This window comes from Mycobacterium sp. IDUB_39, from assembly GCF_055419205.1.
In genome coordinates, this window is sequence record NZ_JBVAXF010000002.1 from 212,097 (window position 1) to 234,074 (window position 21,978).

The window sequence follows — 21,978 nt, forward strand, 5'->3', positions numbered from 1 at the left end:
TGAGAATGGCGGTGGACGTGGCAAGATCGCGCCGGTGTTGTTGTCGCTCATCGCGGTCTCGGTCGTCTTGGCGGGGTGGGCGCTCTCGGCCAGGCGGCTCAAACGGTGGCTCATCACATCACCGCTGTTCCTGGTCATCGCCGGCGCTGTAGTCGAATACACCACGCACGGCTCGCTGGCCGACACCCTCGATTCCGAGCTTGCCGAGCACATCGCCGGAATCATCCTGGCGGTACTGCTCTTCGTCGACGCGACCGCCGTCCGTGGGCGCCTGTTCGGTGGTGACCCGCGCTCGACCATGCGACTGCTCTTCATCGCCCTGCCGCTGAGCCTGGGACTGTCGGTGCTGCTTGGCTTTTGGCTGTTGCCCAGCACCTCGTGGGGGACCCTGCTCGTCATCGCGTGCATCGTGGCGCTGGTCGACTTCTCCCCGGTCCCATCGATTGTGCGTGACAGGCAGGTGCCCCGCCGGGTCCGCGATCTGCTCAACGCCGAGGCCGGCTACAACGACGGCATCATCTCGCCGATCTTCATCTTTGCGCTGGCCCTCGCCGGCGGCGATCGCGATCCCGCCGACACCCCGCTGGCGGCGCTTGCCGACGCGGTCCCGCACACTCTCAAGGCCCTTGTCCTCGGCCTGGCGGTTGGTACGGGCCTGGCACTGGCGGCCAACGCCGCCGAGCGACGCGGCCTGATGACGGCGCAGTCGAAACGCATCATCGTGGTGTGCGCGCCCGCCCTCGCGTACACGCTGAGTCTCGGGGTGGCGGGCAACGGTTTCGTCGCGGCCTTCGTGTGTGGTGTCGCGTATCACTATTTCCGGCGTTCCCAGGATGCCGTGCGCGAGCTGGAGCTGCTGGACGACCTCAGCTTTCTGCTGACGGCGGCGATGTGGTTCGTCTTCGGCGGCGTCGCGTTGATCGCCTACTGGCGAGCCGGCCTGACAGTCGGGGTGGTGGTGTTCTGTCTGCTGGCGTTGACGCTGGTGCGGATGCTGCCGGTGGCGGTGGCGATGCTCGGGTCGAAGTTCTCCTGGCCGGAACGGCTGATGCTGGGCTGGCTGGGTCCACGCGGCGCCGCATCGATCGTTTTCGGCCTGCTGGCCTTCAATGTGCTCGAGGGAGGCGACGAACACACAGTCCTGCTCGTCATGGTCGCGGTGGTGTTGGGCAGCGTCTTCCTGCACGGTTTTGGGGCGCCAGCGGCAGCGCGCGCGTTCGCCCGCACGCAAAGCGAATAAACTACCGGGGTGACATCCGGGTCCTCCCCATCTGTAGACACCGTCCAGCACGCCGCCACCACCCCCGATCAGCCTCAGCCCTTCCGTGAGCTGGGGCTGAAGGATGACGAGTACGAGCGGATCCGTGAGATCCTCGGCCGTCGCCCCACCGACGCCGAGCTCGCGATGTACTCGGTGATGTGGAGCGAGCACTGCTCGTACAAGTCCTCCAAGGTGCACCTGCGCTACTTCGGCGAGACGACCACCGAGGCCATGCGGTCCACCATGCTCGCGGGCATCGGTGAGAACGCCGGCGTGGTCGACATCGGCGACGGCTGGGCCGTGACGTTCAAGGTCGAGTCACACAACCACCCGTCCTACGTCGAGCCGTACCAGGGTGCGGCGACCGGAGTCGGTGGCATCGTGCGCGACATCATGGCGATGGGTGCCCGCCCGGTGGCCGTCATGGACCAACTGCGCTTCGGCGCGGCCGACGCCCCCGACACACGGCGAGTTCTCGACGGTGTCGTGCGCGGCGTCGGCGGATACGGCAACTCGCTGGGTCTGCCGAACATCGGCGGCGAGACCGTGTTCGATCCCTGTTACGCGGGCAACCCGTTGGTCAACGCCCTGTGCGTGGGCGTGCTGCGCAAGGAGGACCTGCACCTGGCCTTCGCGTCGGGCACGGGCAACAAGATCATCCTGTTCGGCGCCCGCACCGGCCTCGACGGTATCGGCGGTGTCTCGGTGCTGGCCTCGGAGACGTTCGGTGGCGACGAGGACGGCGCGGGCCGCAAGAAGCTGCCCAGCGTCCAGGTCGGCGACCCGTTCATGGAGAAGGTGCTCATCGAGTGCTGCCTCGACCTCTACGCGGCCGGCCTCGTGGTCGGCATCCAGGACCTCGGCGGTGCTGGATTATCGTGTGCCACATCTGAACTCGCCTCCGCCGGTGACGGCGGCATGTCCATCGAATTGGACAAGGTGCCGCTGCGGGCCAAGTTCATGACACCCGCCGAGGTGCTCTCCAGCGAGTCGCAGGAGCGCATGTGCGCGGTCGTGACGCCGGACAATGTCGAGAAGTTCATGGCGGTGTGCCGCAAGTGGGAGGTCCTCGCGACGGTCATCGGTGAGGTCACCGAGGGCGACCGGCTGCAGATCACCTGGAACGGCGAGACCGTCGTCGACGTGCCGCCGCGCACCGTCGCGCACGAGGGCCCCGTCTACGAGCGCCCCGTGGAGCGCCCCGACACCCAGGACGCGCTCAACGCCGACACCTCGGCGAAGCTGCCCCGCCCGGCCACCGGTGACGAACTGCGCGCGACTCTGCTCGCGCTGCTGGGCAGTCCGCATCTGTGCAGCCGTGCGTTCATCACCGAGCAGTACGACCGCTACGTGCGCGGTAACACCGTGCTGGCCGAGCACGCCGACGGCGGTGTGCTGCGCATCGACGAGGAGACCGGGCGCGGCGTGGCGCTGTCCACCGACGCGTCGGGCCGCTACACCGCCCTTGACCCCTACACCGGGGCGCAGCTCGCGCTGGCGGAGGCGTACCGCAACGTCGCTGTCACCGGAGCCACCCCCGCCGCCGTGACGAACTGCCTGAACTTCGGCTCGCCCGAGGACCCCGGCGTCATGTGGCAGTTCTCCGAGGCCGTTCGTGGTCTCGCGGATGGCTGTGTGACGCTTGGCATTCCGGTGTGTGGTGGCAACGTCAGCTTCTACAACCAGACCGGGACGACGGCGATTCACCCGACCCCGGTGGTGGGTGTGCTCGGTGTCATCGACGACGTCAAGCGGCGCATCCCCACCGGCTTCGGCACCGAACCCGGTGAGACGCTCATGCTGCTCGGCGACACCCGCGACGAGTTCGACGGCTCGATCTGGGCGCAGGTCACCGCCGACCACCTGGGCGGCATGCCGCCGACTGTCGACCTGGAGCGCGAGATGCTCATCGCCGACGTGCTGACCGCCGGGTCGCGCGACGGACTGATCTCGGCGGCGCACGACCTCAGTGAGGGTGGGCTGATCCAGGCGGTCGTGGAGGCCGCCATGGCCGGTGAAGCCGGTTGCCGCATCCTGCTTCCGGAGGATGCCGACCCCTTCGTCACCCTGTTCTCGGAGTCCACGGGTCGGGTGCTGGTCGCCGTTCCACGCACCGAGGAGAGCCGGTTCCGCGCGATGTGCGAGGCGCGCGGACTTCCGGCGGTCCGCATCGGCGTCGTCGACGAAGGCAGTGACTCCGTCGAGGTCCAAGGGCAGTTCACCATCAGTCTCGAGGAACTGCGGAGCACGTCGGAGGGCGTTCTGCCCGGACTGTTCGGGTGAGGGCGCCAGCCCACATACAACACCCGCTACTGGTTTGGGCCTGGAGCCTGATCCGGCTCGACTTCGTCGGCGTTCCGTTCGGTGCGCTGTTCTTCTGTCTGTCGCTGACACCCTCACTGTTGCCCCGCGACTGGCTGTTCCAGGGGCTCATCGGGGGTCTCAACGCGTCGATCGGCTACGCCATCGGCGTGCTGATCGGAAAAGCGGTGCGCCGCTTCATTCTCCGTGGCCGCAGCTGGTGGCCGCCCGCACCGCGAATCCTGTACTGGCTGAAGGCCGTCACCGTCGCGTCGTCGATCGCAGCGTCCCTGCTGATGCTCGTGCCCGCCTCGGCGTGGCAGCGTCAGGTGTCGACGCTGATGGGCATCGAGGGACCCGACACGCCGGCCTACCTACGCACGCTGGGAATCTCGGTGCTCGTCGGCGGACTGTGCGTGGGGATGTCGCGGGTGTTCCTGGACGCCGCCAAGCTCCTGGCTCTTCTGTTCATCCGGCGGTGGCATCTGCACCACGAGGTGGCGTTGTTCATCGGTGCGTCGATCATGGTCGTGGTGCTCATCATGCTCATCAACGGCGTGCTGTACCGGGGCTTTCTGGCCGGCGCGAGCATGGTGTTCCAACCGCAGAACTCCGCCACCCGCGACGGTGTCACCCAACCCACGGAGCCGCAGAGATCAGGCAGCCCAACATCATTCGCGCCGTGGGACACACTGGGCTATCAGGGCCGCAACTTCGTGGCGACCGGCCCCGACATCGACGACCTGGTGCGGGTCAACGGCAGACCGGCCAAGGAACCGATCAGGGTCTATGCCGGGCTGCAGACCGCCGACAGCGACGCCGCGCGCATGGACGTCGTGATCCGCGAACTCGAACGCACCGGCGCATTCGACCGCAAGCTTCTCGTCATCGTGCCAACCACGGGCACCGGGTGGGTCAATCCCGCCGCGGCCCGCGCACTGGAGACCATGTACAACGGCGACACTGCCATGGTCGCGGTGCAGTACTCCTATCTGCCCAGCTGGATCTCGTTCCTCGCTGATCGCGAGAAGTCCATCGAGTCGGGCCGCATGCTGATCGACGCGATCCACGAGCGCTGGACCGAGTTGCCGCCGCAGGGGCGGCCCAAACTGGTGCTCTACGGCGAGAGCCTGGGCTCGATGGCGGGCCAGGGGGCTTTCGGATGGCTGCCTGACATCGCGCGGATGGACTTCTCGGCCGTGCTCTGGGTCGGCCCACCGCACGAGAGTTCGCTCTGGAGCGCTCTCGTCGCCCGACGCGACCCGGGCAGCCCGGAGGTGCAACCGCGCTACGACAACGGGCGCACGGTCCGCTTCTCTCAGGCCGCCGACGCGGAGGACATCGCAAAGATCGCCAAGCCCCCATGGAACGGCACCCGCGTGCTGTTCCTGCAACATGCGTCCGATCCGATCATCTGGTGGTCACCGGATCTGGTGTTCTCCCGGCCACAGTGGCTGGTCGAGCCCCCCGGTGCTGATCGCACCGCGTCAATGCGGTGGTATCCGATTGTCACGTTCTGGCAGGTCAGCGCCGACATGACCAATGCGTCCGCGGTGCCGGGCGGGCATGGCCACAACTACGGCGACTCGGTGCTCGACGGCTGGGCCGCCGTGGTGCCACCGGACGGTTGGACCGCCGACGACACCGAACGCGTCCGGGCCTCGCTGCAGAAGTCGGCAGCCAAAGACGGACCCGCGTCCTGATGCGTGACGCCCTCGCGTTGGCCACGGGGTTGGTGACCTGGAGTGGCACGGTCGGCCCCAGAATGGCGCCCCGCGCGCAGATGGTGGTTCAGACCGCGTTGGCCGGTGTGCTGGTCCGTCGCTCCGGGGCCGCACTCGGGCTGACCCCACCGGCGATCTGGCGCGGCCTGCGGTGGGGGCTTCCGGTCGCCGCCCTGGTATCGGCTGCCGTCGGAACGTCGACCGCGCTGCCGCCGGTGCGAACCGAGATGGCCGATCGGGAACTGCCCGGATCGACGGGGGAGTGGCTGCTGGCCCGCATCCCGCTCGGCACGGTGTGGAGCGAGGAGGCCGCCTATCGTGGCGTGTTGGGCACCGCCGCCGAGGCTGCGTTCGGGCCGCGATGGGGTCGGCTGCTGCAGGCCACCGCATTCGGGCTATCGCATATCGCCGACGCGCGCCGCGTCGGTGAACCCGTGGTCGGCACGGTGCTCGTCACCGGTGCCGCCGGTTGGGCATTCGCGTGGCTCTACGCCCGGTCGGGAAGTCTGCTCGCGCCGATGCTGGCCCACCTGGCGGTCAACGAGGCGGGCGCGATCGCCGCGCTCACGGTGCAGCGCAGGGCTTAGACACCGCGAGCGTTAGACATCGCGGGCGTCCGCAGTGAGCAGGTGCGGCTCGGTGTCGGTGTCGTCGATCCCGAAGCTGATGATGCGTCGTGGTGTGATGCGGATGATGGATCGGTCCAGTCGGTCACCGTTGGGTTCGGTTGGCACAGTGTCGATCTCGGCCTGCACCGCGATGCCGCGGATCTCCAGGCAGCGCACCCGCCACGGATCGCGTGAGGCGATATCGTCCACGACGAACGCGACGGTCGGGTTGGTGGCGATGTTGCGGAACTTACGGCTCGAGGACATGCCGTACCCAACAATGTCGATGGTCCCGAGTTCGTCGTTGTAGCTGAACCCGACGGGACTGTTCTGCAGCGTGCCGTCCGGTGCCATGGTGGCGAGGCGACCCAGGTCGGTCGCCGACATGTACTCGATCTCGTGTTCCCGAAACGTCTTAGGAGCCATGGCAGCCACGGTAGAACCTCAAGCGAGGTTGACGTCAAGGGTTGATGGTCAGCTGACCGATCTGGCGGCCCCAGACGTAGTCGATGGCGACTGGCTGGCCGATCTCCATGTGGTTGTAGGGCGCGATGCTGTAACCGGTGTCCATCACGAGGTAGGGGTGGGGCCACAAGTCGCGGGTCACCTTCTGCCAGCAGCCCGGCCTGCCCTCGGGGCCGCCCCGGGCGTTGACGCGCGGCAGATTGTCGGGATAGATGAACGGGTTTCCCGCGCCCATCACCGTGCCGTACGCCGACAGCGAATACCCGTTGTCGCCGCCGAGTGAGCGCTGAATCCGCGGCGCGACGTCGTGGTAGTTGCGAATGGTGCAGAAGAGCATTCCCCGGTAGTCGTCGAGCAACTTGGCACTCGGCACGAGGTCGGCCGCACCGCGGACGAGGAACGGCGCCGCCTCCTCGAACGTCTCGGCGGCGGTGGTGCCGAATCCGATCGAGGCCATCAGTGCCGCGTCGATCTCCTTGCGTCGCTCGTTGAGCGACGCCGCCGTCGTCAGTGCCGCGTCCAGTCCGTCGACGAGGCCGGGAGCGGAGTCCGCATAGATCTCGGTGAGATCGGCGGCCGCGACGATGTCCTCGGTCAGGCGCGGCATCCGGGCGTTGACGTCGTCGAGGATCACGTTGGCGTTCTCAAGGGATGCGCCGAACCGGTCGCCGAGGCCGGTGAGCGCCTCGGCGGTCGCCGTCAGGGTGGCGTTCAGCTTGATCGGATCCACCTGCTCGGCGATCGCCGTGACCGTCTCGAACAGGGTGTTGAACTCCGTGGTCACCGACGATGCCCTGATCACGTCACCGGATGAGATGCGTTGGGCGGATGGGTCACCCGGAGAACTCAGCGCGATGTACTTGTTGCCGAACACCGTGCTGGCATTGATGTGAGCCTCGACGTTGGCGGGTATCCGGGACAGCTGGCGCGAGTCGACCTCAAGATTCAGGTGGGCTCCCTCGGCGCCGCCGACCATGGTCGTGGTGACCGACTTCAACTTGCCGATCTCGACCCCGTTGAGCGTGACCTTGGCGCCGGGTTCCACGACGAGGCCGGCACGCGGCGATACGACGACCAGCGGCGTGCGCGGATCGAAGTCGCCACGGAACTGCTTGTAGATCAGCGTCGCGACCAGGGCGATCACGATGAGGAAGACCGCACCGGCCGCTTTGTACGGCGGCGCGTGGCGGTCGAAGGCCATTTTGCGACACTAGGGTATGGCTGCCCGTCGCACCGCGGATCCGGCGAAGACTCGGCAAGCGGTGACCGCAATTGCCGACTGGCTGCGCGAGGACGATGTCGGGGCGCCGGACCGAACCGTGCTGGCCGATGCCGTCCGGCTCACGGCCCGAACACTGGCGGCGATGGCTCCCGGTGCGAGCGTCGAAGTCCGCGTCCCCCCATTCGTTGCGGTGCAGTGCATCTCGGGCCCTCGCCACACCCGGGGCACGCCGCCGAACGTGGTCGAGACCGATCCGAGGACGTGGCTCCTGCTGGCCACCGGACTGCTCTCGGTACCCGACGCTGCCGCCGGTGGGGCGTTGCAGATGTCGGGGTCGCGGGCGCAGGAGATCGCCGAATGGCTGCCGGTGGTCCCGCTTTCGAATTGAGCCGCTCAGCCGAAGTAGGGCGTCTCCTGCACCCAGTGGAAACCGCGACTGCGCAGGGTGAAGTCGTCCAGAGGCTGCCGCTGCAGTTCAATCGTGACGGGCTTTCCGTCCATCCTGCCGTCGAGGCGCAATCGGTCCGGGCTCTGCCGGTCGATGGTCAGGGTGGTGGTGCCCAACGTCAGGACATCGCCCGTCTGAGTCGCGGGCTCATCGACGAGTTCACCGTCCATGCGCTGGTGGGTCACCACGCCCGGGTGGTCGAAGACGACCCGCTGCCAACGCATCTCGTCGGTGGTCAGCGGGGGCCGCACGGCACCGTCGACGGTGAACTCGGTCACCGACCAGATGCCGTACAACTCGGGTTTGGTTCTGCCGTCGCCGTACGCGTACCAGCCCGCGACGTTGATCGCCACGCATCCCGCGGCAACCCACACGCCCAGCGCCAGCTGCACCGCCACCGCGATCCGGTTGCGCCTGGCGGCGGAGAACAGGTCGGCAGGGATGAAGGGGTCGGCCTGCCGCTGCAACACCAGCACGTCGGCCAGTCGCCGGACATGCGGCGCCACCAGAATCACGCTGATCACCAGCAGGTGGAACGACAGGATCTTCACCGGCACGTCGTAGGTCATGTTGAGCAGGAAGATCTGGCCGGTGCCCACGACGCTGAGCAGCGCGCCCAGTAGTGCCGTCCGCGGCCAGAACAGCAGTAGCCCGGCCACGACCTCGACGGCGCCCAGTGCGATCTCGTACGGGTGCGAGCTGCCGACCTGCAGCCACAGCACCGCCATGGGGCTCAGGTTCCCGAAGGGTTCGAGCAGGCTCGACAGCGGCGGCGTCGGCATCTGCGTCGGAATCACCTTCGCGAAGCCGTAGAACAGCATCTGACCGCCGAGGCAGAGGCGAAGGAACGTGGTGAACCACGCGGCCAGGCGCGGGTAGGCGGCGCGCCGCCGGTCGAGCACCGACCAGACCGCCGTGGCGATGACGGCGACGGCGAACAGCGAGAAGATCAGCACCCAGATGGCGGCCTGATCGCCGCTGCCGGAGTCCGTCAGCGGCGAGTCGACACCGAGCACCGTGCGACCGACCCATCCGGTGACGGGTTCGAGCGCGATCATCTGCCACAGCACGGCGCGGTCGGGGAGCCACTGAGACAGCACGCCGGTGAACACGAAGGTGATCTGGGCGAACGTCAGGCAGAACAAACCGAAGTAGACGACGCAGAAACGGAACGCGATGCGGGTCGGCAAACGCCAGTGCATGTATCTCCCTTGAGCGTGAATGTGCGGCCGGGAATCGCGCACGGTGTCTTCGTGGTTGAAATGAACTGCGACATCGTCGTGCGATTCCGTCTTTGACCGTCGTTCACCGTAGACTCAAAGACGTCACCCCCAGCCCCCAGGGAGCAGCCTGATTGTGACCGCCGAAGAGCCCGTACAGGTAGATAACGAGCCGAAGGAAGAGTGCGGCGTCTTCGGCGTCTGGGCCCCTGGCGAGGACGTGGCCAAGCTCACTTATTACGGCCTCTATGCACTGCAACACCGTGGCCAGGAGGCGGCGGGTATCGCCGTCGCCGACGGCTCGCAGGTGCTGGTGTTCAAGGATCTCGGCCTGGTCAGCCAGGTGTTCGATGAGCAGACGCTTGCCGCGATGGAAGGTCACGTCGCGGTCGGACACTGTCGCTACTCCACGACCGGCTCCACCACGTGGGAGAACGCGCAGCCGGTGTTCCGCAACACCGCGGCAGGTACCGGTGTCGCCTTGGGACACAACGGCAATCTGGTCAACACCGCCGAACTGGCGGCGCGCGCGCGAGATGCCGGCCTGATCAACACCCGTGCCCCGGCGTCCGCGACCACCGACTCCGACATCCTTGGCGCGCTCCTGGCGCACGGCGCGGCCGACTCGACGCTGGAACAGGCTGCTCTGGAACTGCTGCCGACGGTGCGCGGTGCGTTCTGCCTCACCTTCATGGACGAGAACACCCTCTATGCGGCGCGTGACCCGCATGGTGTGCGCCCGCTGTCGCTCGGCCGGTTGGACCGCGGTTGGGTAGTGGCCTCGGAGACCGCGGCGCTCGACATCGTCGGCGCGTCATTCGTCCGCGACATCGAGCCCGGCGAGCTGTTGGCCATCGACGCCGACGGCGTGCGCTCCACGCGCTTCGCCAACCCGACACCCAAGGCGTGCGTTTTCGAGTACGTGTACCTCGCGCGCCCGGACAGCATTCTTGCGGGTCGTTCGGTGCACGCCACCCGCGTGGAGATAGGCCGCAGGCTCGCCGCCGAGATGCCCGTCGATGCAGACCTGGTGATCGGTGTGCCGGAATCGGGCACCCCCGCCGCGGTCGGCTACGCCCAGGGTTCGGGTATCCCATACGGCCAGGGCCTCATGAAGAACGCCTACGTGGGCCGCACCTTCATCCAGCCGTCACAGACCATTCGCCAGCTCGGCATCCGGCTCAAGCTCAACCCCCTGAAGGAAGTCATCCGCGGTAAGCGGCTGATCGTCGTCGACGACTCGATCGTGCGCGGAAACACTCAGCGCGCGCTGATCCGAATGCTCCGCGAGGCGGGCGCCCTCGAGGTGCACGTCCGGATCGCCTCGCCCCCGGTGCGGTGGCCGTGCTTCTACGGCATCGACTTCGCCACCCCGGCCGAGCTGATCGCCAACGCGTCGAGCAACTCGGCCGACGAGGACGAGATGATCGACGGTGTCCGCCGCGCGATCGGTGCCGACACCCTGGGCTACATCAGTACCCACGGGATGATCGCCGCCACCGAGCAGCCTGCGACGCGACTGTGCTCGGCATGCTTCGACGGCAACTACCCGATCGAGCTGCCCGGTGAGACCGCGTTGGGCAAGAACGTGATCGAGCACATGCTCGAGACCGCGGCCCGAACCGGTATTCCGCTGCAAGCCGACAACGACAACGCAAGCGCCGTCCGTAGGCCCTAAATCACTGCGGCTGGGCAGAACTGAACCGGAACAGGTGACGACGCCCACCGCCTGACGCCGTTCCATCGTGGTCGAGCGCCGCCCTGACCGACTCCCGGTAGGGAGTCAGGCCGCCTGGCGGCGGGCCAATCACCGAGTCGACGTCGTGCTCTAGCGCGACGGCGTCGCAGTGCAAGGACTCGACCAGCGGGCGCGCCAGACCCGAGGGTATCGGCGTCACCAGGCCCACCCACCAGCTTGCGATCGACGGCGTCAGCAGCGGCAGCACCACGATCACGCGTTTGCGGAGCCCGGCGACGTCGGCATAGCCCTGCATCGCCTCGCCGTACTCCATCACGTCCGGCCCGCCGATATCCCACGTGCGCGACTCGGGCACCGACACCTCGGCGGCCGCGGCCAGGTAGTGCAGGACGTCGTCGACGGCGATCGGCTGGATCTGGTTGTGCACCCACTTTGGGGTGGTCATCACCGGCAGCCGGTCGGTGAGGTGGCGGATCATCTCGAACGACGCCGAACCCGACCCAATCACGATGCCCGCCTGCAGCACGACGGTCTCGATGCCCGACTCGATCAGGATGTCGCCGACGGCGGCGCGTGACCGCAGGTGCGGTGACAGGTCGCCGTCGGGGTGCAGGCCGCTCAGGTAGACGAAACGCTTCACCCCGGCGTGCCTCGCCGCGGCGACGACGTTGTTGGCTGAGCGCTCCTCCTCGCTGACGAAGTCGGACGACGAGCCCATCGAGTGGACGAGGTAGTAGACGACGTCGACACCCTCGAATGCCAGGGTCAGCGACTCGGGATCACCCAGATCACCGCGCGCCACCTCGACGTCATCACGCCAGACTTGATCGCGCAGCTTGTCGGGGCTGCGCGCCAACGCGCGCACGGGGTGTCCCCGACTCAACAGCACCGGCACCAGATGCCCGCCGATGTATCCCGTTGCGCCGGTCACCAGGCACCGCGTGTTCGCCTCCGACACCAGTTCTCCGATCGTCCAGCTGGCTCGGTAGGTATTCGGAGCCGGTGGATGTTCGGATGACCGCTGACGGCATCACTCAAACGAGCAGCCGGGGTTGGGCACCGCATTGGCCTGTGGCGCACCGGCCGGCTCGATGTAGCCCACCCACATCACCAGGGGGTCGGGACCGAGGTTGCGGCCGACGTGCACGTAGCCGGGCCCGCTCTCCTCGGTGATGGTGGCGCCCGTGGGGTAGACGCCGTCGATCGAGCAGTCCGAGGAGTAGTGCGTCAGCGTGCCCTCCCGGATCACGCCGTAGACCTGTCCGGGGTGCCAGTGCCAGCCCGTGCTCCCGCCCGGCGCGATGGTGATCTCCTTGGTCAGGTAGTCCACTCCGTCGACGGTCGCCTGTGACAGCGTCTCGGCTTGTATGTCGATGCCGGGCGTCGCCGACGCGGGGCTCGCAACCCCGATCGGGAGCAGTAGTGCAGCGGCCACAGTGGCCGTCAACCAGCGATGTCTGTTCATGATGGCCCAGCGTGACACACGTGTGAGGGCACCGAGGGGGACCGATTGGATCGGCCCGACCGGCGTGCGTGCACCGCGGGGTTCGGGTACCGGTAATCTTGGGCGCGATGAGCGAGGTTCAGCAAGCGAATCAGCGATGACGAACAAGGGCACGCCGGCCGAAGGGCGCGGCACCTCCTATGCGTCAGCTGGGGTGGACATCGAAGCGGGAGATCGTGCCGTTGAGTTGTTCAAGCCCCTGGCCAAGAAGGCGACCCGTCCCGAGGTGCGCGGTGGGCTCGGCGGTTTCGCCGGACTCTTCGCGCTTCGTGGGGACTACCGGGAGCCACTGCTCGCTTCGTCGACCGACGGCGTAGGCACCAAGCTCGCGATCGCGCAGGCCATGGACAAGCACGACACCGTCGGGCTCGACCTGGTCGCGATGGTTGTCGACGACCTCGTGGTGTGCGGTGCCGAACCGCTCTTCCTGCAGGACTACATCGCCGTCGGCCGCACCGTTCCCGAGCGTGTCGCCGAGATCGTGTCGGGCATAGCCGACGGTTGCGTCCTGGCGGGATGCGCACTGATGGGCGGCGAGACGGCCGAGCATCCAGGCCTGATGGCACCGGACCACTACGACATCTCCGCGACCGGCATCGGCGTGGTCGAGGCCGATAACGTGCTGGGCCCGGATCGGGTCAAGCCCGGCGACGTCATCATCGCGATGGCATCCACCGGCCTGCACTCCAACGGATACTCGTTGGCACGAAAGGTGCTGCTGGAGATCGACCGGATGAACCTGGCCGGCCACGTCGAGGAGTTCGGCCGCACGCTGGGCGAGGAACTGCTCGAGCCGACGCGCATCTATGCCAAGGACTGCCTGGCGCTGGCCGCCGAGTCGCAGGTCCGCACCTTCTGCCATATCACCGGTGGCGGGTTGGCAGGCAACCTCGAGCGCGTCATCCCCAACGGGTTGACCGCCGAGCTGGATCGTGGCACCTGGACGCCTGCACCGGTGTTCGGCATGATCGCGCAGCGCGGACGCATCGACCGCGCAGAGATGGACAAGACGTTCAACATGGGCATCGGCATGGTCGCCATCGTCGCGCCGGAGGACACCGACCGAGCGTTGGCGATTCTGACCGCCCGACACCTGGACTGCTGGACCCTGGGCACGGTCAAGAAGGGCGCCAAGGACGAGGCGCGCGCACAGCTGGTGGGACAGCACCCGCGGTTCTGATTAGTTCACCGGGGTTGTGATTGGTGCCCCGCGGTTCTGATTAGTTGATGACCCGGGGACGGCGCGGCCTTGGCGGCGCCAGTCCTGCTCTTCGGGTACGTCAGGACCGCCCCTGCCGTTGAAGGACATCAAGAGCGTGGGACAGCACCTGCGGTTTGACTAGTTGATTGACCCGGGGACGGGCGCGGCCTCAGCGGCGCCAGTCGTCCTCTTCGACCCACTCTTCGGGTACGTCGGGGACACCCCGACTGTTGAGATCGTCGGGAGCGTGCGACAGCTCACGCTGTAGCTGGCTGAGATCGGTCTGCGGAGAGCTGTACTTCAGCTCACGAGCGACCTTTGTCTGCTTTGCCTTTGCTCGGCCACGGCCCATGAGGGACCCCCTCGCGCAATAACGGAGCGGCCCGATGTACAGGCGGCTCCGATCTGAGTGTGTTTTCGTCCTGGCAACACCTTACCGTGCCCTTTGGCTCCGTGCTGTCAGGCCCGGCCCTGTGAGAGCGCCGGGCATGCGGTATCAACGCGAACGGCCACGCAGACGTTCCACGGCCAGCCGTCCCGCCCCCACACCGTCGGTCGTGGGCAGCGAATCGGCGTCGATGACAGCGGCCACCTCGACCTCGCCGCCGGTGGTCAACTCGGTGTCGGCGGGCAGCCCACGCTTCAGCAGAGCCAGTGCAATGGGACCCTCGTCGACGTGGTCGATGACGGTGCCCAACCGTCCGACCGGGCGTCCGCCGGCCAATACGGGATCGCCGGTGGCGGGCCGGTCTCCGGATCCGTCGAGGTGCAGCAGAGCCAGCATGCGGGGCGGTTTGCCCAGGTTGTGCACCCGTGCCACGGTCTCCTGGCCCCGGTAGCAGCCCTTGTCGAGATGCACCGCACCCTCACTCGGGCCGCCGATCCAGCCCACCTCGTGCGGGATGGTGCGTTCGTCGGTGTCCACACCGAGGCGCGGCCGCAGCGCCGTCACGCGGTGCGCCTCATAGGCCCAGATGCCCGCGGGCCGGGCTCCGGCGGCAACCAGCCGGCTCTGCACCTGCGCGGCCTGATCGCGTGGCACCAGGACGTCCACGTCGGTCTCACCGAGGCGGCGGACGAATCCGCCGTCGGGAAGCGCGGTCGCCGCCCCCGCGGCGGGCAGTTCGGCCAGCCCCAGCGCGTCCAGCACCGGGGCTCCCGTCACAGCGGGCCCGAGCAGCGACAGAACAGCCAGGTCAGCGGGCTCCACGACGACGTCGGCCCAGAAGACCATCCGGCGCAGGAAGGCCAGAAGCGGTTCACCGCGCCACGATTCGGTGTCCAAGAAGGTGACACCGTCGAGGTCGACCTGAAACCAGTGATCTTCGACACGGCCCTGCCCGTCGAGGCTCAGATTCTCGGTCACCACACCGTCGGGCAGGTCGCTGACGTGTTGGCTGGAGATGGTGTGCAGCCAGGTGAGTCGGTCCTTTCCGGTCAGTGCGAGCACGGCGCGGTGCGAGCGGTCGACGATCACGACGGACTCGGCTGCTGCGCGTTGCTCCCCGAACGGATCGCCGTGGTGCCACGTGGCGCCTGCGTCGGGGGACGTATCTGGTGCGGGAACTGCGGACATGCCTCAACTCTACGGAGAACTGCACGGATAACCTCAGGCCCATGACACCCCGCATTGACGCCGACGTTGTCGTCGTCCGATTGGGTGTCGGATCGGGCGGTGTCGGATGGGGCCCCGAGGTGATCGATGCCCGCGCGCCGGCGCTCCACGCCGACGACCCCATGATCGCGCGGGGTGACGGCATCTTCGAGACCCTCCTGGTCCGCGACGGCCTGCCGTGTCTGTTGACCGCGCACCTCGCCAGGCTGACCGCGTCGGCCGAGACCGTCGGGCTGCCCGCGCCCGACCTCGGTCGCCTTCGGGTGGCGGTCGATGTCGCTGTGTCGCGGTGGTCTGGGGGCGAGGCCGTGCTGCGACTGCTGCACGGCCGTCGCCGCGAAGGCGGGTCGAGCGGGTTCGTGACGGTGTCGGCGCTACCCGAGCGCGCCCTCGTGGCGCGACGTGACGGTGTGACTGCAGTGACGGTTGACCGCGGGCTTCCGGCTTACGACGTCGACGATGCGCCGTGGTCGCTGGCCCGGGTCAAGTCGCTGTCCTACGCCACGTTCGCCGCAGCGCAGAGGCATGCCGAGCGGTTGGGTGCCACCGACGTCGTCCTCGTGTCCGCCGATGGATTCGTGCTGGAGGGGGCGCGGTCGACTGTCGTGATCGCACCGGAACCTGGCGTGCTGCTGACGCCGCCGCCGTCGTCACCGTTGCTACCGGGCACCACCGCGCAGGCATTGTTCGCCGTGGCGCGCCGAGGTGGCTGGCGGTGCGATACTCAGCCGCTTCGTGTCGAGGATCTTCATGCCGCGCAAGGGCTTTGGCTGCTCTCCAGCGTGACGCTGGCAGCCCGGGTGCGGATGCTCGACGGTGCCGTCCTGCCGGTCGCGCCCATGGCGGCCGAGGTGGCCGAACTCGTTGACGCGGCGGTTCAGGAGGGTGGCTGAATCGGGGCCCGAAAATTGGTTGTCGGCCTGTCGGTTCGGGAGTACGGTCGCTCGTACACACGAAGGGAGGTGGTCCGACAAATTGATTGGCATACGGACATGTGAGGTGGCTGCCCGCTAGCAGCGCCGGGGAGTCGTTGCTCTACGCGCATACGAGACACCTGCGCGCGCTAGCGAATTCCCTGCAGCCACCCGGCCCCCGAGCCCCTCGGTCGTCCACCAAGGAGAACCACGGCTCGGGGGCCGCTCCATGTCTGGGGGCCGCGGAGCGGGTCAGTTCAGAGCGACGATCGCGTCGATCTCGACGGTGGCGCCCAGGGGCAGTGCCGCAACCTCAATGGTGGTGCGCGCCGGGAAGGCGGTGTCGAAGAACTCCGCGTAGGCGGCGTTGATATCGGCGAACGAACCCAGGCGGGTGGTGTAGATCGTGGCCCGCAGGATGCGGCTGAGATCGGTACCGGCCTCCGCACACACCGCGGCCAGGTTCGTCAGGCTCTGACGAACCTCGCCGGCGATGTCGGTGGCCTCGATCGTGCCGGTGGCGGGGTTCAGCGGCAATGAGCCCGAGCAGTACAGAACGCCGGCATGGGCAACGGCTTGCACGTATGGGCCCACTGCGGCGGGAGCCGAGGCGGAGGCGATCCTTCGGAGTTCACTCATGAGGTTTTGTGTCCGTTCATCGAAGGGGGTCGACGGCGCGTAGCGCAGCCGGTGTCTGACGTGTTGTCATCTGCTGCGCGAGCAGTTTTCCGGTGACCGGGCCCAGGGTGATACCCCACATGCCATGGCCGCCCGCGATGAAGACCGCAGGGTTGGTCGATCGCCCGATCAGAGGCAGGCCATCGGCAGTGCATGGCCGCGCCCCCACCCACTCGTCCTCACGCTCGTCTAGGTGAGCACCGGACAGCAGCTCCGAGGCAGCGTCACGCAGCACGCCGATGCGCCGAGGGTCCGCGGGCGCTTCGACGTCGCGAAACTCCATCATTCCGGCGATGCGGAGGCGATCGCCGACAGGCGTGCACGCCACCCGCTGGGCGGGGAAGTACACCGGTCCTCGCGGCAGGTGGTCGACCTTCACGGTGAAGCTGTAGCCGCGTCCGGCCTGCACCAGCCGTTTCACGCCATAGGGCTTGACGAGGTTGTTGAGGCGGGCGCCGGTCGCCACCACCACAGCGTCGAAGTGCCTGCCGGCGACTCGTACCCCGGCGCCGTCATCGTCGATGCGGTCAACGGCCGTGTCGCGCACGATGGTGCCACCCCGGGACTGAACAGCATCGGCGACTGAGTGAACGAAGGCCGCCGGATTGAGGAACCGTTCGTCGAGAATGCGGATCGCGGCGTTGACCTCCGACGACAGCGCGGGCTCCTCCGCGCGCGCCCGGTCTCCGTCGAGTAGTTCGAAGTTGACCGACTGGCCCGCTGCACGGATCTGCTCGAATTCCTCGAGCAGCACCTTGCGATCGACCGCGTTGCGATAGGCGGCGATGAAAGGAACTGCAGGAAGCGACTTCTCCGCGAGGCTCAGTTCCATTTCCTCGAACGCGGCAAGCGCTTCGTTGTTGAGTGGGATCAGTGCCTTCATGGCCTTCTCCCACCGGTTGGCGGTGCTGTTGCGCGCGAACTGCGCAAGAAAGCGAAGCAGCTTCGGGTTGAGGCTGGGCGGGACGTAGACCGGTGACGAGGGGCTCAGCAGGGCCCGCAGTCCGTACTTCAGCACCGCGGGCTCCGGCAGGGGGGTGGCGATGCTGGGCGTCAGCCAGCCGGCGTTGCCCCAACTCGATCCGGCGGCGACGTCCTCGCGATCAAACACAGTGACATCGACGTCGTGCTCCTGCAGATACCAGGCGGTGCACAGGCCGACCATGCCGGCACCGATCACCGCGACTCGCTTCAGTGGCGCACTGTTTGTGTTCACGCACTACATACTGTGCCCTGCAATCCATTAGGGGCGATGTCAGAACTGGACACCATGGCAGCTCGCGGCTGTTCGGGATCTACAGTCTGTTCATGCTCCAAGGCGTGGATTTCTGCGAGGCGTTGGGTACCGGGGTTGTCGCAACCCTGGTCGAGGGCAGCCCACGTGTTGTGACAGCGGTGCACCTGTGGGGTGACCACTTGGCTGCCGGCGCCGGTTCGCTGATAGCTGCCGTCGGTGCCACCGAGGAACAGATGCAGAGGCAGGTCGTCGAGCTGGCCGCCAGTGTCTCAGCTGCTGTAGTTGTTCTGCCACAACCAGTCTCAGATGCCGTCCGAGCCTGCGGCACCGAGCGGGGTGTCACGTTGGCGGCGTTGAACCCGCAGATGGACTGGTCGCAGTTCATTTGGTTGGCGCGTGGACTGTTGCTGGATGGGCAGGCAGACGTGACGCGTCCCGCATCGGCGCAGCAAAGGCTGTTCGCGTTGGCCGAGGTGGTGGCCAAGATTCTGGATTCGCCGGTCACGATCGAAGACGCCCGCAGCCGTGTGGTCGCCTACTCGGCGACCACACAGCGTGCCGACGTCACCCGGACATCAACCATCATGGGCCGCGCAGTTCCGTCGGATGTCTTGAAGCGATTGCGGGCCAGTGGGGTTCTCAAGAGGTTGGCCCGGGAGAGCAGCCCGTTTCTGGTGCCGGCTGAGGAGCCGGGCTTTGCGCAGCGTCTCGTCATCCCGCTACGCGTGGGCGGCCAGTTGATCGGTTCGATCTGGGCAATCTCAGATGACGACCTCGATCCGGATCTCGAGGCGCGCCTGTTTGCGGCGTGCACCGCGGTCACGTTGCATCTCGTGCGGTTCTGCGCCGAACTCGAGGTGGCCGGACGGTACTCGATAGGTCGGCTCCGCGCGGCGCTCGCCGGTGAGGTCGCCGCCGATCAGCAGGACGCGTCACTGGTTGCTGAGCCAGTCAGAGTTGTGGCTCTGCAACGACTCTCAAGCGTCGGCCCGCGCGAGGACCTGACCCTGTGGCGGACGTTCCTGCGGAAGAAGTCCTGGGAGGATCCGGTGCTCGTCGATGTCGACGCACAGGTGTTCGCCGTGGTCGGCGAGCGACCCGGCCCGGGCGGCTGGCCATGGCTAGCTGATATTTCTGAGTCCGCCCCTGGGGCGCTCGGAGCGAGCAGAGTCACCGCAGGTAGCTCGGGGTTGGCGGCGGCCCGCGTGGAAGCGGTCGATACGCTGGCCGCGGCGCGCGACTTGGGACATCGATCTGCGACACACGAACAGGTTTGGGACACCATCGTTTTGAGCCGCGCTGTCACTGCGGTTCACACCGTGGCGCAGAGCGAATTACAGCGCTTGCGCGATGCTGATCGCCTCGAGGGCACCGAGCTCGCCAGCACCGTGCATGCCTGGCTCGAGCACTGGGGGGACGTCAACGCCGCCGCGGCCATGTTGAATGTCCATCCGAACACCGTGCGACTGCGGATGAAGAAGGCCGAGCGAATCATGGGTGCAGACCTGGATACGCCAGGTAAGCGGGTCGCCGCCCTGCTTCTGCTACATGACCGCGGGCGGTGACGAACGAGGAAGTGTCCGACGCGTCAGGATGCGGGGCCGGGAGCCTTGCCCGCGCACGCCCGCTGCGCGTCAACCCAGGTCTGCGGGTCGACTCCAGGCGGTGCGGCGGGACCGGCGGATGGTGAGGAGATCCCGTGCTCGGCAAGGCATTCGGCGTAGCCGCCGTGGCCGATCGGGGTGGCAGGCGCCGACGGTGACGGTGACTGGGCGGGCTCGGCCGCAGCACCACACGACGTGAGCAGTACGGCCGCGGCGAGCGCGACGAGCAGGTGTGTGGGTCGCACTAGCCGACGAACCGGGTCAGTCGGGCCGAGAGATGGGGCACGAGTCCGCCGTCGGCGTCGACGCGTTCCTCGACGTAGGCGAGATCACCACCCTCGACGATGCCGTACAGCCGCTTGGCACCGCCGACCAGCGCACCCGACTTGCTGCGTGCCAGCGCATCGGTGGCCAATTCCCACGACGACTGCGTGATGGGACTGCCGTAGAACAGCTCGACATAGCCGGCGGAGTGGGCCAGCAGTAGCTCGATGGCCTGGGACTCGCCCGGGTCGGCCGGATCGTCGACGAACCGCCAGAACCCGGTCTCGCGCAGCCAGGCGACCTCGAACTCACCGGTCTCGGACAGCCGCCACGAGCGGGAATCCCAGTTGAGGTAGTCGCCGCCATCGTGCGACACCACGATCTGCTGGCCGAATCGGTAGTCGCCGTCGGAGTCGCGGCCCTCGCCTTCGCCGCGCCAGACACCGACCATCGGCAGCAGAGCCAGCAGTGCGTCATTGAGCCCGACGCCCAGCCGGAGGTTTGCGGTGTCGGCGGGAACCGGCAGATCGTCGAACCCGGGGATGTTTCGGCCCGCGGTCTCCCTGGCGCGTTCGGCAGCCGCAGCAACGGCGCGGTCGCCGGATCCCGGGGTCAGACCGCTCGTCAGCCCGTCCGTTCCCGCGTCGTCAGAACTCACAACTCGTCAGTGACGAGCCGGTACAGCGCATAGACCGCGAACCACGTGATGACCACGACGGCCACGACTAGCAGCAACTCGAAAATCAGAACCACGATGTCATCCTAGTTCTTCGGCGGGGCCTCGGTTCGCGGGGTGCCCCCGCTTGCCGATGCCCCGCCTCCGCGCTGGGTCAGGCGACCTTGACGTCGATCTCGTGAATACCGGCGCCGGACGGGGCGATGCTGGCATCGCCGTTGCCCGAGGGCGACAGGGCCCGCAGCGTCCACGAACCCGGTGCCGCGAAGAACCGGAAGTCACCGGTGGCCGACGCGACGACCTCTGCGGTGAACTCGTCAGAACCGTCGAGAAGGCGCACGAATGCCCCACCGACGGTCTGGCCGGCGCCATCAACGACGCGGCCCGTGATGACCGTCTCCTTCTCGAGATCGACGCCCGAGGGCAACGTCACGCCTTGCTTCGGTGCAGAGCACATAATTAACTTCCCAACTCAATCGGGGCACCCACCAGGGAGCCGTATTCACACCAACTGCCGTCATAGTTCTTGACGTTCTTATGGCCCAACAATTCCTGCAGAACGAACCAGGTGTGCGATGAGCGCTCACCGATTCGGCAGTACGCGATGATCTTCCTCTCGCCATCCAGACCGGCGTCGGCGTAGAGCTTGGCCAGGGCCTCGTCGGACTTGAAGGTGCCGTCCTCATTGGCCGCCTTGCTCCACGGCACGTTGATGGCACCGGGTACGTGGCCCGGACGCTGGCTCTGCTCCTGCGGCAGATGCGCCGGCGCCAGGATCTTGCCCGAGAACTCGTCGGGGGAGCGGACGTCCACCAGGTTCTTCTCGCCGATCGACGCGATCACCTCGTCGCGGAAGGCACGGATGTCATTGTTCGGGGCCTTGGCCTCATACGAGGTGGACGGTCGGTCGACAGTGTCGCTGGAGAGCGGACGGCTGTCGAGTTCCCACTTCTTGCGCCCGCCGTCGATGAGCTTGACGTCGGTGTGGCCGTACAGCTTGAAGTACCAGTAGGCGTACGCGGCGAACCAGTTGTTGTTACCGCCGTACAGGATCACGGTGTCGTCGTTGCCGATGCCCTTGTCCGACAGGAGCTTGGAGAACTGCTGCTGGTCGATGAAGTCGCGGCGGACCGGGTCCTGCAGGTCCTTCTTCCAGTCCAGCTTCACCGCCCCGGCGATGTGGCCGCCGTCGTAGGCCGACGTGTCCTCGTCGACCTCGACGAACACGGTGTTGGGGGCTCCGAGATTGTTCTCGGCCCATTCGGTGCTGACCAGCACGTCGCTGCGAGCCATGTGTGGAGTCCTTTCGATTTCTGTGAGGTTGTGGGGTTCAGTGG

At 67.3% G+C, this 21,978-nt stretch carries 22 protein-coding genes; 9 read left to right on the top strand and 13 right to left on the bottom strand.

The window, feature by feature from the left end; genetic code table 11:
- The first annotated feature begins 34 nt into the window (after nucleotides 1-34).
- The 4 genes from ACZY0X_RS07165 to ACZY0X_RS07180 are packed head-to-tail and all read left to right on the top strand — an operon-like array spanning nucleotide 35 to nucleotide 5,873.
- Entirely contained in the window at nucleotides 35-1,240 is a 1,206-nt protein-coding gene (locus ACZY0X_RS07165) for a cation:proton antiporter domain-containing protein (RefSeq protein WP_463768956.1), read from the top strand.
- 9 nt (nucleotides 1,241-1,249) lie between these two features.
- Nucleotides 1,250-3,544 (top strand): phosphoribosylformylglycinamidine synthase subunit PurL, encoded by a 2,295-nt coding sequence (gene purL / locus ACZY0X_RS07170; RefSeq protein ID WP_463768957.1) that lies wholly within the window; start codon nucleotides 1,250-1,252, stop codon nucleotides 3,542-3,544.
- On the top strand, nucleotides 3,541-5,265 hold the full coding sequence (locus tag ACZY0X_RS07175; protein ID WP_463768958.1) for an alpha/beta hydrolase: 1,725 nt from the start codon (nucleotides 3,541-3,543) through the stop codon (nucleotides 5,263-5,265). The genes purL and ACZY0X_RS07175 overlap by 4 nt, the downstream gene beginning before the upstream one ends.
- The gene (locus ACZY0X_RS07180; RefSeq protein WP_463768959.1) at nucleotides 5,265-5,873 is read left to right on the top strand and encodes an Rv0804 family intramembrane glutamic endopeptidase; all 609 of its coding nucleotides are present in this window, start codon (nucleotides 5,265-5,267) and stop codon (nucleotides 5,871-5,873) included. The genes ACZY0X_RS07175 and ACZY0X_RS07180 overlap by 1 nt, the downstream gene beginning before the upstream one ends.
- Before the next feature lie 12 nt (nucleotides 5,874-5,885).
- On the opposite strand, the gene ACZY0X_RS07185 is transcribed toward ACZY0X_RS07180, so the two are convergent.
- Together ACZY0X_RS07185 and ACZY0X_RS07190 are read right to left on the bottom strand one after the other, a co-directional pair.
- Complete coding sequence (locus tag ACZY0X_RS07185; protein ID WP_463768960.1) at nucleotides 5,886-6,320, bottom strand: PPOX class F420-dependent oxidoreductase; 435 nt, start codon at nucleotides 6,318-6,320, stop codon at nucleotides 5,886-5,888.
- 34 nt (nucleotides 6,321-6,354) lie between these two features.
- Nucleotides 6,355-7,560, bottom strand: a complete 1,206-nt coding sequence (locus ACZY0X_RS07190) for an MCE family protein (RefSeq protein ID WP_463768961.1) — start codon at nucleotides 7,558-7,560, stop codon at nucleotides 6,355-6,357.
- Between the two features lie 16 nt (nucleotides 7,561-7,576).
- Here ACZY0X_RS07190 and ACZY0X_RS07195 point away from each other — a divergent pair, with 16 nt between their 5' ends.
- On the top strand, nucleotides 7,577-7,969 hold the full coding sequence (locus tag ACZY0X_RS07195) for a sterol carrier family protein (RefSeq protein WP_463768962.1): 393 nt from the start codon (nucleotides 7,577-7,579) through the stop codon (nucleotides 7,967-7,969).
- A gap of 5 nt (nucleotides 7,970-7,974) precedes the next feature.
- Here ACZY0X_RS07195 and ACZY0X_RS07200 read toward each other — a convergent pair whose 3' ends face one another.
- Nucleotides 7,975-9,231, bottom strand: a complete 1,257-nt coding sequence (locus ACZY0X_RS07200) for a DoxX family protein (RefSeq protein ID WP_463768963.1) — start codon at nucleotides 9,229-9,231, stop codon at nucleotides 7,975-7,977.
- A gap of 154 nt (nucleotides 9,232-9,385) precedes the next feature.
- Between ACZY0X_RS07200 and purF the strand changes: the two genes are divergently transcribed.
- The gene (purF, locus tag ACZY0X_RS07205) at nucleotides 9,386-10,927 is read left to right on the top strand and encodes an amidophosphoribosyltransferase (protein WP_463768964.1); all 1,542 of its coding nucleotides are present in this window, start codon (nucleotides 9,386-9,388) and stop codon (nucleotides 10,925-10,927) included.
- 1 nt (nucleotide 10,928) lies between these two features.
- Here purF and ACZY0X_RS07210 read toward each other — a convergent pair whose 3' ends face one another.
- Together ACZY0X_RS07210 and ACZY0X_RS07215 are read right to left on the bottom strand one after the other, a co-directional pair.
- Nucleotides 10,929-11,906, bottom strand: coding sequence for an NmrA family NAD(P)-binding protein (locus ACZY0X_RS07210; protein WP_463768965.1), 978 nt, complete (start codon nucleotides 11,904-11,906; stop codon nucleotides 10,929-10,931).
- A 72-nt stretch (nucleotides 11,907-11,978) separates the two neighbouring features.
- Nucleotides 11,979-12,413: a cupin domain-containing protein gene (locus tag ACZY0X_RS07215; protein ID WP_463768966.1), complete on the bottom strand. Its 435-nt coding sequence runs from the start codon at nucleotides 12,411-12,413 to the stop codon at nucleotides 11,979-11,981.
- 136 nt (nucleotides 12,414-12,549) lie between these two features.
- On the opposite strand from ACZY0X_RS07215, the gene purM reads away from it, so the two are divergent.
- Nucleotides 12,550-13,632, top strand: coding sequence for a phosphoribosylformylglycinamidine cyclo-ligase (gene purM, locus ACZY0X_RS07220; RefSeq protein WP_463768967.1), 1,083 nt, complete (start codon nucleotides 12,550-12,552; stop codon nucleotides 13,630-13,632).
- A gap of 190 nt (nucleotides 13,633-13,822) precedes the next feature.
- On the opposite strand, the gene ACZY0X_RS07225 is transcribed toward purM, so the two are convergent.
- Nucleotides 13,823-14,005 carry a DUF3073 domain-containing protein gene (locus ACZY0X_RS07225; RefSeq protein ID WP_463768968.1) on the bottom strand — a complete coding sequence of 61 codons (183 nt, stop codon included), beginning with the start codon at nucleotides 14,003-14,005 and terminating at the stop codon, nucleotides 13,823-13,825.
- Between the two features lie 144 nt (nucleotides 14,006-14,149).
- Entirely contained in the window at nucleotides 14,150-15,229 is a 1,080-nt protein-coding gene (gene ygfZ / locus ACZY0X_RS07230; RefSeq protein WP_463768969.1) for a CAF17-like 4Fe-4S cluster assembly/insertion protein YgfZ, read from the bottom strand.
- Between the two features lie 41 nt (nucleotides 15,230-15,270).
- Between ygfZ and ACZY0X_RS07235 the strand changes: the two genes are divergently transcribed.
- A complete protein-coding gene (locus tag ACZY0X_RS07235) occupies nucleotides 15,271-16,161 on the top strand; it encodes an aminodeoxychorismate lyase (RefSeq protein WP_463768970.1) in 891 nt (296 codons plus the stop codon).
- A gap of 273 nt (nucleotides 16,162-16,434) precedes the next feature.
- Here the strand turns inward: ACZY0X_RS07235 and ACZY0X_RS07240 are convergent, their stop codons facing one another.
- Both ACZY0X_RS07240 and ACZY0X_RS07245 read right to left on the bottom strand, forming a co-directional pair.
- Entirely contained in the window at nucleotides 16,435-16,821 is a 387-nt protein-coding gene (locus tag ACZY0X_RS07240; protein WP_463768971.1) for a Rid family detoxifying hydrolase, read from the bottom strand.
- A gap of 16 nt (nucleotides 16,822-16,837) precedes the next feature.
- On the bottom strand, nucleotides 16,838-18,076 hold the full coding sequence (locus ACZY0X_RS07245; RefSeq protein ID WP_463768972.1) for an NAD(P)/FAD-dependent oxidoreductase: 1,239 nt from the start codon (nucleotides 18,074-18,076) through the stop codon (nucleotides 16,838-16,840).
- Between the two features lie 92 nt (nucleotides 18,077-18,168).
- Here ACZY0X_RS07245 and ACZY0X_RS07250 point away from each other — a divergent pair, with 92 nt between their 5' ends.
- Nucleotides 18,169-19,662 carry a PucR family transcriptional regulator gene (locus tag ACZY0X_RS07250; protein ID WP_463768973.1) on the top strand — a complete coding sequence of 498 codons (1,494 nt, stop codon included), beginning with the start codon at nucleotides 18,169-18,171 and terminating at the stop codon, nucleotides 19,660-19,662.
- Between the two features lie 23 nt (nucleotides 19,663-19,685).
- Here ACZY0X_RS07250 and ACZY0X_RS07255 read toward each other — a convergent pair whose 3' ends face one another.
- The 4 genes from ACZY0X_RS07255 to ACZY0X_RS07270 form a co-directional block, all read right to left on the bottom strand.
- Nucleotides 19,686-19,946: a hypothetical protein gene (locus ACZY0X_RS07255; protein ID WP_463768974.1), complete on the bottom strand. Its 261-nt coding sequence runs from the start codon at nucleotides 19,944-19,946 to the stop codon at nucleotides 19,686-19,688.
- Nucleotides 19,946-20,623: a heme-binding beta-barrel domain-containing protein gene (locus tag ACZY0X_RS07260; protein WP_463768975.1), complete on the bottom strand. Its 678-nt coding sequence runs from the start codon at nucleotides 20,621-20,623 to the stop codon at nucleotides 19,946-19,948. The genes ACZY0X_RS07255 and ACZY0X_RS07260 overlap by 1 nt, the downstream gene beginning before the upstream one ends.
- A 172-nt stretch (nucleotides 20,624-20,795) precedes the next feature.
- Nucleotides 20,796-21,098, bottom strand: coding sequence for a DUF1416 domain-containing protein (locus ACZY0X_RS07265; protein WP_241403117.1), 303 nt, complete (start codon nucleotides 21,096-21,098; stop codon nucleotides 20,796-20,798).
- 2 nt (nucleotides 21,099-21,100) lie between these two features.
- Nucleotides 21,101-21,934, bottom strand: a complete 834-nt coding sequence (locus ACZY0X_RS07270; protein WP_463768976.1) for a sulfurtransferase — start codon at nucleotides 21,932-21,934, stop codon at nucleotides 21,101-21,103.
- Nucleotides 21,935-21,978: the final 44 nt, after the last annotated feature.

Bases quoted from the DNA above. Each gene is read 5' to 3' on its own strand.
- ACZY0X_RS07180 (WP_463768959.1), top strand. From the start codon at position 5,265: ATGCGTGACGCCCTCGCGTTGGCCACGGGGTTGGTGACCTGGAGTGGC.
- ACZY0X_RS07185 (WP_463768960.1), bottom strand. From the start codon at position 6,320: ATGGCTCCTAAGACGTTTCGGGAACACGAGATCGAGTACATGTCGGCG.
- ACZY0X_RS07190 (WP_463768961.1), bottom strand. From the start codon at position 7,560: ATGGCCTTCGACCGCCACGCGCCGCCGTACAAAGCGGCCGGTGCGGTC.
- ACZY0X_RS07195 (WP_463768962.1), top strand. From the start codon at position 7,577: ATGGCTGCCCGTCGCACCGCGGATCCGGCGAAGACTCGGCAAGCGGTG.
- ACZY0X_RS07200 (WP_463768963.1), bottom strand. From the start codon at position 9,231: ATGCACTGGCGTTTGCCGACCCGCATCGCGTTCCGTTTCTGCGTCGTC.
- ACZY0X_RS07215 (WP_463768966.1), bottom strand. From the start codon at position 12,413: ATGAACAGACATCGCTGGTTGACGGCCACTGTGGCCGCTGCACTACTG.
- purM (WP_463768967.1), top strand. From the start codon at position 12,550: ATGACGAACAAGGGCACGCCGGCCGAAGGGCGCGGCACCTCCTATGCG.
- ACZY0X_RS07225 (WP_463768968.1), bottom strand. From the start codon at position 14,005: ATGGGCCGTGGCCGAGCAAAGGCAAAGCAGACAAAGGTCGCTCGTGAG.
- ygfZ (WP_463768969.1), bottom strand. From the start codon at position 15,229: ATGTCCGCAGTTCCCGCACCAGATACGTCCCCCGACGCAGGCGCCACG.
- ACZY0X_RS07235 (WP_463768970.1), top strand. From the start codon at position 15,271: ATGACACCCCGCATTGACGCCGACGTTGTCGTCGTCCGATTGGGTGTC.
- ACZY0X_RS07240 (WP_463768971.1), bottom strand. From the start codon at position 16,821: ATGAGTGAACTCCGAAGGATCGCCTCCGCCTCGGCTCCCGCCGCAGTG.
- ACZY0X_RS07250 (WP_463768973.1), top strand. From the start codon at position 18,169: ATGCTCCAAGGCGTGGATTTCTGCGAGGCGTTGGGTACCGGGGTTGTC.
- ACZY0X_RS07265 (WP_241403117.1), bottom strand. From the start codon at position 21,098: ATGTGCTCTGCACCGAAGCAAGGCGTGACGTTGCCCTCGGGCGTCGAT.
- ACZY0X_RS07270 (WP_463768976.1), bottom strand. From the start codon at position 21,934: ATGGCTCGCAGCGACGTGCTGGTCAGCACCGAATGGGCCGAGAACAAT.